The following is a 12,462-nucleotide window of genomic DNA, read 5'->3' as shown; positions in this document are numbered from 1 at the left end:
CAAGCGTTTCCCTTAGTCCGTCGTGGCCTGAGCAGGCCACGGCAATACAGAGCAGTGCTAATCACAGGAGCGTCAACCATGGAACTCATTCTTGTCTGGATTCTGAACGCCGTTGCCTTGCTGATCGTGGCGTATATTTTGCCGGGTATCACGGTGGCATCTTTCGGCTCGGCGCTGGTGGCCGCGCTGGTGCTGGGGCTATTGAACACGCTGGTCAAGCCAGTATTGATTCTATTGACCTTGCCCATCACCATTGTCACGCTGGGCTTATTTCTGCTGGTGCTTAATGCACTGGTGTTCTGGTTTGCTGGTTCGGTGCTCAAAGGCTTCCAGGTCAATGGCTTCTGGTGGGCCTTGTTGGGCGCTTTTGTGTACAGCATCGTGTCCGGTCTTTTGTCGAGGTTGTTGGGTTCATGAGCAGTAAACAAGCAGTCAGTCTGGAGTTTTTCCCACCTCGCGATATTGCTGCACAAGAAAAGCTGGTGCGCTCGGCCAAGCAATTGCTGGCCTTGCATCCGACGTATGTCAGCGTTACGTTTGGTGCCGGTGGTTCCACCCGTACAGGTACGGTCGATACGGTGCGCCTGATGCAAAATCTGGGCTGCAATGCGGCACCGCATTTGTCGTGCATAGGTGCCAGCCGTGCCGAGCTGGCAGAGATTCTCGATATGTACCGCGAGCAGGGCATCAGGCGGATTGTGGCTTTGCGGGGTGATTTGCCCTCGGGTATGGGGGGCGATGGTGGTGATCTGCATTATGCCAGCGAGCTGGTGGCGTTTATTCGCGAGCACAGCAGCGACTGGTTTCATATCGAGGTGGCTGCTTATCCCGAGATGCATCCGCAAGCCAGCAGTGCGCAGGCTGATCTGGATTATTTCGTCAACAAGGTGCAGGCTGGGGCAAATAGTGCGATTACGCAGTATTTTTTCAATGCCGATGCCTATTATGATTTTGTGGATCGTGTCGAGGCCAGAGGCGTAAGTGTGCCTATTGTGCCGGGCATCATGCCGATCACGAACTATACGCAGTTGTCGCGATTTTCGAATATGTGCGGTGCCGAGATTCCTCGTTGGATCAGGTTGCGTCTGGCTGATTTTGGCGATGACAAGGCATCGATCAAGGATTTCGGTGTTGAGGTGATTTCGCGTTTGTCGCAAGATTTACTCGACAACGGCGCGCCGGGCCTGCATTTTTATACGCTGAACAATGCCGAGGTGACGATGGCGGTGTGGAAGCGGCTTAGTCTGGACGGCTAATCTGCTCCGAGACTGTTGTGTCGGTGTCTTGATGGGCGCAAAATTTACTTATGTCGGCTTGGGTGGTAGTGGCGTCAGTTATCCTGATTTCTGGCACGGATACCTACGACCTCGAACCTGCAATTTCGTCCATATAGTCTTCTGTACCTGAGCTGTCCCGGCATACCCCCTCTCCACGCCAGGACAGCCATATCAAATAGATAGATAAACCTATGCAGTGACGCATTCACAGCTAGCTAAATCGGCGCCGCCATATGGAACAGATACCTAAGCCTATACCTGGCTATTAGGAATCCCGATTCAAGCCAGCACAGGCGCCGGCACCGCCCAACCCTTGTCAGTCAGGATCGAATCCAAGCGGAAATCGTGCTCAGCTGGCGCATGCGTAATACCTGCTGCCGCCAGATCACCGGTAGCCCACGCAATACCGATAGTCGTAAAACGATGACCTTGCTGCCTTAATTCGGCCAAGGTGCGGTCATAGTAACCCTGACCATAACCCACGCGGTCACCCTGGCGCGTATACCCCAAGGTTGGAACCAGAATGATATCGGGTGGCGGGGCAAGCGGGCCTACAGGCTCTTGTATGCCATAGCGACCTTCTTGCATCTCTGTGCCGGGCGTCCACAACCTGAATTGCAACGGAGCGTTTGGAGTAGTGACGACCGGCAGGGATACTTGGTATCCTTCTTCTTCGGCCCATTGCTCCAGCAAAGGCTGCAAGAGAGGTTCACCATCAATAGACCAGAATGCTGCAATATTTTGCGGCACCGGTTTGCCGGCATCGCGCAAAGCAGTACGCGTGGTGGCCAACCATGTAAACAAGCGGCCTCGAATGAGCAACGCGCCGCGGTTGCAGTCGACAGGGTTCTGAGCAGCCCTTAAAGCCTTCAACTGTGCGCGTAGCGATGCTGCGTTATTCTGTGTGCTGTTATTCATTGCGACGTTATATGGGATCAGTCAAGATGTTAGTTAAGCGACAACGGTATCAGAAAACCCCGCAGCTGTCTGGCTCCCGACCAATCGCGAGCACTCAACTGAGCCTGGCCCTGGTGCTGGCCCTGGGGTTGGCCGGCTGTGCAGGTGCCGAGCGTACCTCGGCTTCCGCCGAGGAGGTCGGCCAAGCGGGTGGTGGCGCCGCCAGTGCACAAGAGGCGCCGGCAGTCGCTGCCGTTGGCCCCGACGTCAGCAGTGCCACGCTGTTTGCTTCGCTGGGCACCGTGCCTTCCATGGGTAAGCCAGGCACTCCCAAGACTGTTACACCACCGCAGGCGCGTGAAGCCGTGATCAATGCGCGCGAGGCCATGCAAAAAAAGCAATGGGATCAGTTGGAGGCGTTGGTTCCGCTAGCCAAAGCGGATCCGGTTCTGGGCACTTATGCCGAATACTGGTCTTTACGCCGAAAGTTGCAGGATCCAACCCAGCCCGTGCCTGATGCTGAAATGATGCGCTTCATGCAGGAGCATCCCGATGGCTATTTAAGCGACCGCCTGCGGGGTGACTGGATCATTGCTGCGGCACGTGCGGGCAATTACCCTCTGGCTGTCAAACTGGGACCCGTCGTCAATAGTAATTCCCGAGAGCGATGCTCGCGCCTGTTGTCGCAACATCTGATAGGCGAGAAGGTCAAGGCCAAGCAGGTTATCGATACTTTCCAGCCTAATTCAGTCTGTTGGGGCATGCTCGATCAGCTTGCAAGCAGCAAGGTGGTGGGTTGGGCCGACTTACAGGCCGAATTACGGGCCATAATCGAAACCAATAAAAAGGGTAATGCGCAGCGGATGGCTGCGATTATGTTCGAGCCGGCCCAGATGGTGCAGTATGCGGCCCTCATGAAAAATCCCAAAAAATGGTTGGCGGGACGCAAGCCGCCGCGTACGCGCGCCGACACCGAACTGGTCGCCATTGCGTTGTCACGCCTGGCTTATGGTGATCAGCGTGAAGCCAATGCGGCCTATGTTGAAAGCCAATGGGCCAAGGCCATACCCAAAAAAGATATTGAATGGGTCTGGAGCCAGTTCGGCCTGATTGCTGCACTCAATGTCGAACTGAATGCCATCGATTGGTACCGAAAATCGGGTAACGCACCCCTGACTGACTATAACCATGCCTGGCAGGTGAGGTCCGAGCTGCGACAGCCACGCATCGATTGGAGCTGGGTCAGCAAATCCATACAGCGCATGAGCAAGCGTCAGGCATCCGAGCCGGTATGGGTTTATTGGCAGGGGCGTGCGCTAGCGGCTCAGGGTAATCAGCAGGCGGCAACCAAGCTCTATCAGTCCATTGCCGGCGAACTTGATTTTTACGGTCAGCTGGCCGTCGAAGAGCTGGGGCTGACGCCATCGATACCACCAGCACCGGCGCCCCTTACAATAAATGAACTCAGACAGGCGCTCGAAAATCCTGGCTTGCAGCGCGCCATTGCGTTGTTTGACCTGGGCTGGCGCCCCGAAGCCGTACCTGAATGGAATTACACCCTGCGAGGCATGAACGATCGCCAGTTATTAGCGGCGGCCGAGTTGGCGCGCTACGAGCATATTTATGATCGCGTGGTGAATACATCGCTCAAAACAGAAGACGAAATCGATTTTTCGCAGCGTTTTGTCGCGCCCTTCGAAGGCCGTGTTACTGAAAAAGCCCGCCAGATCAATCTGGATCCAGCCTGGGTATACGGGCTGATACGGCAGGAGTCGCGCTTTATTACCAATGCGCGCTCGCATGTGGGTGCTTCGGGCCTCATGCAGCTGATGCCGGCAACAGCGCGCTGGGTGGCCAAGAAAATAGGCATGACAGACTTTACGCCGTCGTCGGTCAATGATTTCGACACCAATACAATTTTGGGTACCAATTATCTAAATATGGTGTTGAACGACCTCGACGGTTCCGAAGTCTTGGCGACGGCCGGGTACAACGCCGGTCCGCGTCGGCCAGTGCAGTGGCGCTCCAAGTTCCAGGCGCCGGTTGAAGGTGCGATTTTTGCCGAAACCATTCCGTTTACGGAAACACGTCTGTACGTAAAGAATGTCATGTCCAATGCAACGTATTACGCCATGATATTCACGGGCAAGCCACAGTCGCTCAAGCAGCGTCTGGGCACCGTTTCGCCGTCACCTAACAAACGGGTCGATTTGCCTTGAGCGTAAATGCGGATATGGGCGCCAGGCCAGATGACACGTCCGCCGGGTCGGTACATGGCGGGCAGGACAACGACCCGGCAACAGCAGGCCTGGATGTCTATATTGTGGGCGGTGCAGTGCGCGATGCCATGCTGGGGCTGCCTGCCGGCGACAGGGACTGGGTGGTGGTGGGCGCCACGCCTGAGCAGATGTCTTCCCGAGGGTTTATTCCCGTGGGGGGCGACTTCCCGGTCTTTTTGCATCCTCAGACCAAGGAAGAGTATGCACTGGCTCGTACCGAACGCAAGTCGGGGCGGGGCTATAAAGGTTTTACTTTTTATACTGGCACCGATGTCTCACTCGAAGACGATCTGCAACGGCGCGACCTGACCGTCAATGCCATTGCTCAGGCCCCCAATGGCCGCCTGGTCGACCCGCTGGGCGGTCAGAAAGACCTGCAGCAGCGGGTCTTGCGGCATGTGGGGCAGGCTTTTGTCGAGGATCCAGTCAGACTGTTGCGGTTGGCGCGTTTTGCTGCCCGCTTCGACGAATTTTCAATCGCTTCTGAAACCTTGGAGCTGGCCAGGAAACTGGTGCAGGAGGGTGAGGTCGACGCTCTTGTACCCGAGCGCGTCTGGCGTGAGGTGGCCAAGGGCCTGATGGTGCCAAGGGCAGGACGCATGTTCCAGGTGCTGGCTGATACGGGCGCACTGGCCAGAGTGCTTCCGGGCTTGCGCTGGCATGAAGAACCATCATCGACCGAGCTGGTGTGTGCAGCGCACACCGGCCAGAGTCTGGCTGTGCGTTTTGCTTTGGTGTGTCGCTTCTCAGACGACCCGCAAAGTGTGGCTCGCCATGTCAAGGCGCCCACTGAGTGCCAGGATTATGCGCGGCTGCTGCCTGGCGTATTGGATCAAGTTGATGCCAGCGAAGCGCCCGCATGGCTGGCACTCATGGAGCGTTGTGATGCCTTACGCAAACCGGACCGATTTCTGACGCTGGTCAGGGCAGCGCAGTGTGTGAAAGAGGTCGACTTGCGAGCGTGGCAAGCTCGTGTCGATGCGATACATTCTATTGATGCTGGCGCTATAGCCAAGGCCGAGCAGGGGCGGCCCGGACGCATCAAGGCGGCGCTATATGAGGCTCGCCTGACCGCGCTACGCACCGCGTCCGCCGAAGATGGCCATCTCTGAGGTACTTCAGTTCTAACGAGTCATAGGTTGATATGCTCGATTTCGGACAGGATTTCAGCCGTGTGTTCGCCAAGCCTGGGAGCAGGCCGTCTGAATCCGCCAGGGCTTTTCGATAGGCGGGGAATAATATTATGCATGGCCACGCTGCCTAATTCAGCGTCTTCAAGATTTACGATGGCTTCACGACCTACTACAAAAGGATGGTCGATCAAGTCGGCTACGGAGCAAACCGGGCCCGCTGTGACACCCGCCTGTTCGAACAAAGCCAGGTTTTCTGCTTGAGTTCGTGCACCGATAAATGCTTGCAGAATGCTGTCGAGCTCGTCCTTATGCTGAACGCGTGCATCATTATCAAGAAAGCGCGGATCGGTTTTGAGCTCTGGCCGCCCTATCGTATCGAAGATCTTCATGGCCATGGACTGCATGGAGCCGGACAAGGCGATATGCTGATTGCCCTGGCAGGCATACACGTTTCGTGGCGCGGTATGGCTGGATTGATTACCCGAGCGTAGGGTGGGCTCGCCAGTAAGCATGAACTTGGCAGCCTCAGATGAAATGAACGAGAAAATCGGCTCAAACAGAGAGAGATCTACAACTTGGCCTACACCGCTTTTTTCAGAAGTTCGTAGTGCTGTCAACACGCCTGCGGCCCCGTAGATGCCCGCAATCATATCGGCCATGGCCAATGGTGGCAGTGCAGGAGGTTTGTCGGGGTAGCCATTCAGGTAGGCAAAGCCCGACATGGCTTCAACCAGCGTGCCAAAGCCTGGCTTGGATTTGTAGGGGCCGGTTTGGCCCCAGCCGGAAACGCGTGCAATGACCAGGCCGGGATTCAGCTCGTGCAGCACATCGGGTGACAAACCCATTTTTTCCAGCCCGCCAGGGACAAAGTTCTCGACCAGAATTTGAGCGCTTTTGATCAGCTTTTTCAGCTGCGTCATGCCTTCGTTTGTTTTCAAGTCAATGACGGCCGAGCGCTTGTTCCGGCCGTAGACTTTCCAGTAGACCGCCTGACCTGCTTCACGCCAGTTCCGAAGGTCGTCGCCCTTTTCCGGGCGTTCCACTTTAATGACGTCGGCGCCGAAATCAGCCAGAAACAGCGAGAGCATGTTTCCGGCTACCAGGCGTGACATATCGATGACTCTAACCCCTTGTAGAGGCCCTTCAAGTTCAGGACTGCATGCTTTCATAAATACTCCGCCAAGGTTGTTGACGAAATAGTAAACGAAGTCCCGGCCCTATAGCCGGTTGAGGCGATCGCCCCGGATGAAGCCTATAAGTGGCTGATCGATGTCGCGGCCTATGGCCAATACCTTGAAAAGCTCTCCCATCTCGGCTTCTGACAGCAGTTTTTGTACCGCCGACAGGGTATGACCGTGAGCGGCTGTGGCTGAGTCGATCCGGGAGGCCTGAGCCAATAATTCGGGCAGCCCCGCATTCATCAGAAAACGTGCTTGCGAGGTGTAGCCCAGAACGTTCAGTCCGCCTTCGAGGGCCGCATCTGCCATGGCGGTGAAGTCAACGTGGGCAGTGATGTCTTGTAGTCCGGTGTAGAGCAAAGGCTGGGCGTGTGCGTGGTGGCGGTAGTGACACATCAGAGTGCCTTCAGCTCTTTGTGGATGGTAATACTCGCGCTGCGGAAACCCGTAATCGATCAGCAAGGCAGCACCACGCTTGAGCCATGTGCCCATTTCTCTGATCCAGGCTTCGGCCCGCAGATTGATTTCGGATTGATAGCCGGGCAGAGGCGGCATGCGCTGAGCCAGAATATTGTGCAGCTGGCTCGAGGCAGCACGCTGTGCAAGCTCGAAGGGGTCGTCGCCATCGCCGGTAGCGTTGGGAGGCGCCGTACGCACGCCCAGCTCCTGCAGATCGCCGCGTTGGTCCCAGCTGAACAGCGTTACCGGCATGGCGTCCAGCACTTCGTTGGCCAATATGCAGCCGGAAAACTCCTGGGGCAGTGCCGTCAGCCATTGCACCGCATCGCCTAATGGTTCAAGCCGTTGCTTCTGGCGCTGCTGCAGGTCACCCGAGACCTCGAGGATTTGATAGACGGGCTGCAGGCCCAGCTCGCGCAGGGCGGGAATCATGGCAGCAGCCATGGAGCCTGAACCGGCGCCGAACTCCAGGACAGTGTGTGAGTCACTGGCCTGCAGCACCTGTGCTACTTGCCGGGCCAGGGTCTGGGCAAACAAAGGCGTGAGTTCGGGTGCGGTGGTGAAGTCGCCTGTAGGTAATGTGCTGCCGAACTTGGTATTCCCGGCGGCGTAATAACCCAGTCCCGGGGCATAGAGAGCTGCATCCATCCACTGTTCAAATGGCAGAAAACCCGACTCGCTGGCCTGAATCTGCTGGCCCAGGTGCCGTTCGACAGCTTGCTGATGTGCGTAGGCTTCGGCATCTGGCACGGGCAAGCTCGGGGACTGTGTGCTGTTGGACTTCATGGCTTCTTCTTCCTGTTCATCAGGTACAGGCTGTAGCACATGGATGCAAGGAAAGCCACCAACAGCCCTACGGTGATGGCGACGATATAGTTGCTGAAGACAATCCACAAAGGAATCGACAACAGGAAAGCGAAAAGTAGCGGCTTGCCCAATAGCTGTTTCATGCCGCTATTGTAGCGAGTGTTATCTTGAACTTTCGGCTTGCTCGAGGAAGGCAAGAAAGCGTTCGAAAACGGCGTTGAATAGAATCTCGTAGCTGTTTTTCTCTACGAAACCAATATGAGGCGTGGCGATGACATTCAGATCGCCGTATCGCTTTACGCAGGCGAGCTAGGCTTGGCACCTTCGGCTGCGCAAATGGACGCGTTTCGGGACAGCGATCTGATTCTCGCTTTGGGCACTCGCTTGGGCGACATTCCTACCCAGGAATATACATTTCCAACCCTGCCCCGTCCGGAACAGACTTTGATTCGTTGCTATCCCGATGACCACATTATGGGGCTGCATTATGAGGCGGACCATGGCGTGGCATGCGATCCCGTGGAACTAGTCAAGGTGCTGTCATCGTCAGCAATGCTGGTGCATCCCCAAGCTCGCCAGGAGTGGTCCGACAGGCTGGTGCCATGGGCTACGAAACCCTTGCCACTTACTTCAGGCAGAACCGCAGGATGGCATCGGCAACCGCCTGCGGAGCCTCCCGCTGCGGGAAGTGCCCAATCTCGTCGAGCACCTGCCGCTCGTAGCGGCCCGTGAAGAACGCTTCCCGTCCCATGGAACTGCGGGGGTGGTTGCAGGTATCGGCCCCACCGTGCAGTACCAGGGCCGGCACCGACAGGACGGGCGCGGGATTCAGGCGTGCCTCGTCTTCCGCGTAGGTGGAGTCGCCCTCGGCGAAGCCCCAGCGGTGGCGGTAGGAGTGCAGCACGATGTCCGCCCAGTCCTCGCCCTGGAACGCCCGCGCTGCCTCGTCGAAATCGACCGGCTCATACCAGCCGGTAGGCGCCCAGGTGTCCCACATCTGCCGAGCGAACGCCTCGCGCTCTTCTCGCACCACGCGCTCGCCGCGCGGCGTGGCCATGTACCAGTGATACCAGTAGTTGCGCGCCTGCGCCAAGGACAATGGCTGGTTCGGGTCGTTGGTGCCGTAGCCGACCGACAGCATCACCAAATGCGAGGCCACGCCATCGCGCAGACCGCAGGCATTGGCGGCCGCGCGGGCGCCCCAGTCGTGGCCGACCAGGGCCGGCTGTTGCAGCTCCAGCACGTCGATGAAGTCCAGCAGATCGCGCCCCAGCGCGGACAACTGGCCGCTGCGCGGCGTGGCGGCATCGCGGAACCGGGTCGGCGTGAAACCGCGCAGCGCCGGTGCCAATATCCGGTAGCCGGCATCGGCAAGGATGGGCGCTACGGCCTTCCAGCACTCGGGGCTATCCGGCCAGCCGTGCAGCAGGATGGCCGTTCGCTCGCCCTGCGAGTTCCATTCGAGATAGGCAATGTCCAGTCGGTCGGTCAAGGCGTGCTGGTAGGCACTCATAGTGTTGTCCTGTGTCATGAAAGATAACCCCAGCGTAGCTGGACGACACCGCTCAATTGGTGAATAATCATTGTGTATTGATGATTTTTTATTTTGAATGATCGAATGGACACTGCTTCGCCTGCCACCGACGGCCCGCCGCTGGATACCGTGCTGCTGCGCACCTTCCTTGAAATCGTGGACAGCGGCAGCTTTGCCGCAGCCGCCGAGCGCCTGGCGCTGACGCCTTCGGCCGTCAGCGGGCACATGCGGCGGCTGGAACAGATCGCCGGCGCCAGCCTGTTGGCGCGCACCACGCGCCGCCTGGAGCTGACGCAGGCAGGCGACACCCTATACGCCTACGGCCGCAACATCCTCGATCTGGAGCGCGAGGCCCGCGCCAAGCTGCGAGGCACACCGCTACGCGGAAAGCTGCGCATCGGCGCATCAGAAGACTTTGCCGGCGCCTGGTTGCCCCAGGTTCTGCAACGCTTTCGCCAGTGGCTCCCCGACGCAACGATCGAACTGAAGGTCGGCATCACCGCCGATCTGCTGCGCCAGCAGGAGCGCGGCCGTCTGGATCTCGTGTTCGGCAAGCAATGCAGCCGGGTCGAGGGTAGCGGCACGTTATTGTGGGAAGAACCGCTGGTCTGGGCCTATGCCGCGGATCAGTCCCTGCCGGCGGGCCAGCCGCTGCCGCTGGCGGTCTTTCCCGAGCCGTGCGTCTATCGTGAATCCGCTGTAACGGCGCTGGGCAAAACGGATCAGGCGTGGCGCATCGTCTTCGAGAGCAGCAGTATGGCCGGCTGCCTGTCGGCAGCACGTTCCGGCTTTGCCGTCACCGTCATCGCCGACAGCCAGCGCAGCGACGCTTTGCGCGTGCTGGGCAGCGATGACGGTCTGCCCGAACTGCCGATGGCGCGTTTCTATGCTTTCGCCCGAGAGGACAGCGCCGCCAGTGCAGCGCTGGTCGAGGCGGCCCGCCGCGCAGGCCAGCAAGGCCGTTTCGGCTTGCGCGGGCTTCGGAATTGATTAGCGCCCTCCCTCACAAGTGGCGTCATCGTGAAACAAAAAGGGCTTGGCGAATCATCGCCAAGCCCTTTTTGATGGGTATGCGGGCAAATCAGCCCTGGTGGACTAATCTGCTTTCTTTCTGGTTATCAGGCAAAGTCGCCGCGACGAGCTGCGCTTTTACCGCGTGTCGAAGTGGGTTTGCCGCTGGAAAAGCCGGGGCGAGCCGCAGGACGTCCGGCAGGCTTGCCTGGGCCTTTGTGCGAAAACTCGGGGCGTGACGGACGTGCGGGACGGTCGCCAAATGCAGGGCGGTCTTCACGCGAGGCGCGGCCAGCGTATGCAGGGCGATCGCCAAAGCCTGGGCGGTCGCTGCGCGGGGGGCGTGCTTCGGTGCTACGGCCTTTGTAGCCGCCGCGCTCTTCACCGTCGAAGCTTCTACGGCTGTCGCCAGCGCGATCAGAGGCGGGACGGCCTTCGTAGGCCGGACGGTCGCTGCGTGCCGGGCGGCTTTCGTAAGCAGGCTTGTCGCCAAAGCGGGGCTTGCCTTCAAAAGCAGGCTTGTCGCCGTAAGGAGCGCGATCGCCACCGGGCTTGCGACCGTAGCCGGGTTTTCCACCACCGTAGCCAGACTTGCCACCGCCAAAGCCGCCACGCGATCCGAATTTCTTGTCGCCGCTGCCTTTCCGGTCAGTGTAGGTGGGGCGTGCCGTTTTCTTGGGCTCCAGTCCTTCGATGACTTCGGCGGGAATTGGCTGGCCAATAAAGTGTTCGATGCGGCGTACTTTGTGGCGCTCGGAATGCGTGGCCAGGGTGTAGGCCAGACCGCTGCGTCCGGCGCGGCCGGTGCGGCCGATACGGTGAACATAGTCCTCAGCCTGCATGGGCAAGTCATAGTTGACGGCGTGGCTGATGCCCTGCACGTCAATGCCACGGGCCGCCACGTCAGTGGCAACCAGAATGCGCAACTTGCCTTTTTGCAGCAGGCCCAGGGTACGGGTGCGCTGGCGCTGGTTCATGTCACCATGCAGCGCTGCAGCGGCAAAGCCTTGATCAGCCAGGCGGTCGGCCAAGTCATCGGCGCCGCGCTTGGTCGCGGTAAAGACTATGGCTTGATCCAGATTGCTATCGCGCAGCAGATGGTCCAGCAGGCGCATTTTGTGCCCGTTGTCGTCTGCGTACAGCAGGCTTTGGGTGATATTGGTGTGTTTCTGCTTCTGACCCGAGATCTCGATTTGCAGCGGATCGCGCATCATCTTGGCGGCCAGGCGGGCAATGGTGCCATCCAGCGTTGCCGAGAACAACAGAGTCTGGCGGTCGGCCGGCGTACGGCCAACAATGGTTTCGATATCTTCAATGAAACCCATGTCCAGCATGCGGTCGGCTTCGTCCAGTACCAGGGTATGGACGGTCGACAGGTTGACACGCTTGGCCTGCAGATGATCGATCAGACGGCCAGGAGTGGCGACCAGCACGTCTACGCGACGTGACAAGGCCTTGAGTTGCGCGCCATAAGGCATGCCGCCAACCACCACGGCGGTGCGCAAGTCTTTAAGGTGTGCACCATATTGCTTGGTGGCGTCGGCAACCTGCATGGCCAATTCGCGGGTGGGAGTCAGCACCAGTACTTGCACGCCTGATCCCTTGTTGGGTGGCATGTGTGAAATACGGTTCAGGGCGGGCAGCATGAAGGCGGCGGTTTTACCGCTGCCAGTTTGTGATGAAACCATCAGGTCATGGCCTGCCAGGGCCTTAGGAATGGCCGCAGCCTGGACTGAAGTGGGCTCGGTAAAGCCGGCTTTCAGAACGGCAGACAATAGGGAAGGCGCGAGACCTAAAGTATCGAAAGACATGTGTATCCTTTGCCGAACGAACGGCATGCACATAGCGAGGGGCAATGGAAGTGAGCCCGGAGCGCTGGTTGATTGG

At 58.6% G+C, this 12,462-nt stretch carries 12 protein-coding genes; 6 read left to right on the top strand and 6 right to left on the bottom strand.

The window, feature by feature from the left end; genetic code table 11:
- Positions 1-78: 78 nt before the first annotated feature.
- Together ERD84_RS01850 and metF are read left to right on the top strand one after the other, a co-directional pair.
- A complete protein-coding gene (locus tag ERD84_RS01850; protein ID WP_130037696.1) occupies positions 79-417 on the top strand; it encodes a phage holin family protein in 339 nt (112 codons plus the stop codon).
- Positions 414-1,256, top strand: a complete 843-nt coding sequence (metF, locus tag ERD84_RS01845) for a methylenetetrahydrofolate reductase [NAD(P)H] (protein WP_130037694.1) — start codon at positions 414-416, stop codon at positions 1,254-1,256. Before ERD84_RS01850 ends, metF begins: the two co-directional genes overlap by 4 nt.
- 300 nt (positions 1,257-1,556) lie before the next feature.
- Here metF and ERD84_RS01840 read toward each other — a convergent pair whose 3' ends face one another.
- A complete protein-coding gene (locus ERD84_RS01840; protein WP_130037692.1) occupies positions 1,557-2,195 on the bottom strand; it encodes a 5-formyltetrahydrofolate cyclo-ligase in 639 nt (212 codons plus the stop codon).
- A gap of 26 nt (positions 2,196-2,221) precedes the next feature.
- On the opposite strand from ERD84_RS01840, the gene ERD84_RS01835 reads away from it, so the two are divergent.
- Positions 2,222-4,393: a lytic transglycosylase domain-containing protein gene (locus ERD84_RS01835; RefSeq protein ID WP_130037690.1), complete on the top strand. Its 2,172-nt coding sequence runs from the start codon at positions 2,222-2,224 to the stop codon at positions 4,391-4,393.
- A gap of 14 nt (positions 4,394-4,407) precedes the next feature.
- Entirely contained in the window at positions 4,408-5,565 is a 1,158-nt protein-coding gene (locus tag ERD84_RS01830; RefSeq protein ID WP_130038856.1) for a tRNA nucleotidyltransferase/poly(A) polymerase-related protein, read from the top strand.
- A gap of 20 nt (positions 5,566-5,585) precedes the next feature.
- Here the strand turns inward: ERD84_RS01830 and ERD84_RS01825 are convergent, their stop codons facing one another.
- The 3 genes from ERD84_RS01825 to ERD84_RS15920 are packed head-to-tail and all read right to left on the bottom strand — an operon-like array spanning position 5,586 to position 8,173.
- Positions 5,586-6,755 carry a CaiB/BaiF CoA transferase family protein gene (locus ERD84_RS01825; protein ID WP_130037688.1) on the bottom strand — a complete coding sequence of 390 codons (1,170 nt, stop codon included), beginning with the start codon at positions 6,753-6,755 and terminating at the stop codon, positions 5,586-5,588.
- Between the two features lie 48 nt (positions 6,756-6,803).
- A complete protein-coding gene (locus ERD84_RS01820; RefSeq protein WP_130037686.1) occupies positions 6,804-8,009 on the bottom strand; it encodes a class I SAM-dependent methyltransferase in 1,206 nt (401 codons plus the stop codon).
- Positions 8,006-8,173 carry a hypothetical protein gene (locus ERD84_RS15920; protein ID WP_167667216.1) on the bottom strand — a complete coding sequence of 56 codons (168 nt, stop codon included), beginning with the start codon at positions 8,171-8,173 and terminating at the stop codon, positions 8,006-8,008. Before ERD84_RS15920 ends, ERD84_RS01820 begins: the two co-directional genes overlap by 4 nt.
- 115 nt (positions 8,174-8,288) lie before the next feature.
- On the opposite strand from ERD84_RS15920, the gene ERD84_RS01815 reads away from it, so the two are divergent.
- Positions 8,289-8,762, top strand: a complete 474-nt coding sequence (locus ERD84_RS01815) for a hypothetical protein (protein WP_257215208.1) — start codon at positions 8,289-8,291, stop codon at positions 8,760-8,762.
- Here ERD84_RS01815 and ERD84_RS01810 read toward each other — a convergent pair.
- Complete coding sequence (locus ERD84_RS01810) at positions 8,656-9,543, bottom strand: alpha/beta fold hydrolase (RefSeq protein WP_130037684.1); 888 nt, start codon at positions 9,541-9,543, stop codon at positions 8,656-8,658. The two genes, ERD84_RS01815 and ERD84_RS01810, sit on opposite strands and share 107 nt — an antisense overlap.
- A 105-nt stretch (positions 9,544-9,648) precedes the next feature.
- Here ERD84_RS01810 and ERD84_RS01805 point away from each other — a divergent pair, with 105 nt between their 5' ends.
- Positions 9,649-10,554, top strand: coding sequence for a LysR substrate-binding domain-containing protein (locus ERD84_RS01805; protein WP_130037682.1), 906 nt, complete (start codon positions 9,649-9,651; stop codon positions 10,552-10,554).
- A 128-nt stretch (positions 10,555-10,682) separates the two neighbouring features.
- Here ERD84_RS01805 and ERD84_RS01800 read toward each other — a convergent pair whose 3' ends face one another.
- Positions 10,683-12,386 (bottom strand): DEAD/DEAH box helicase, encoded by a 1,704-nt coding sequence (locus ERD84_RS01800; RefSeq protein ID WP_130037680.1) that lies wholly within the window; start codon positions 12,384-12,386, stop codon positions 10,683-10,685.
- Positions 12,387-12,462: the final 76 nt, after the last annotated feature.

Source organism: Pollutimonas harenae (genome assembly GCF_004153685.1).
Lineage (GTDB): Bacteria > Pseudomonadota > Gammaproteobacteria > Burkholderiales > Burkholderiaceae_B > Pusillimonas_C > Pusillimonas_C harenae.
Note: the sequence above shows the minus strand (reverse complement) of the source record. Positions and strands in the feature narration are given on the sequence as shown.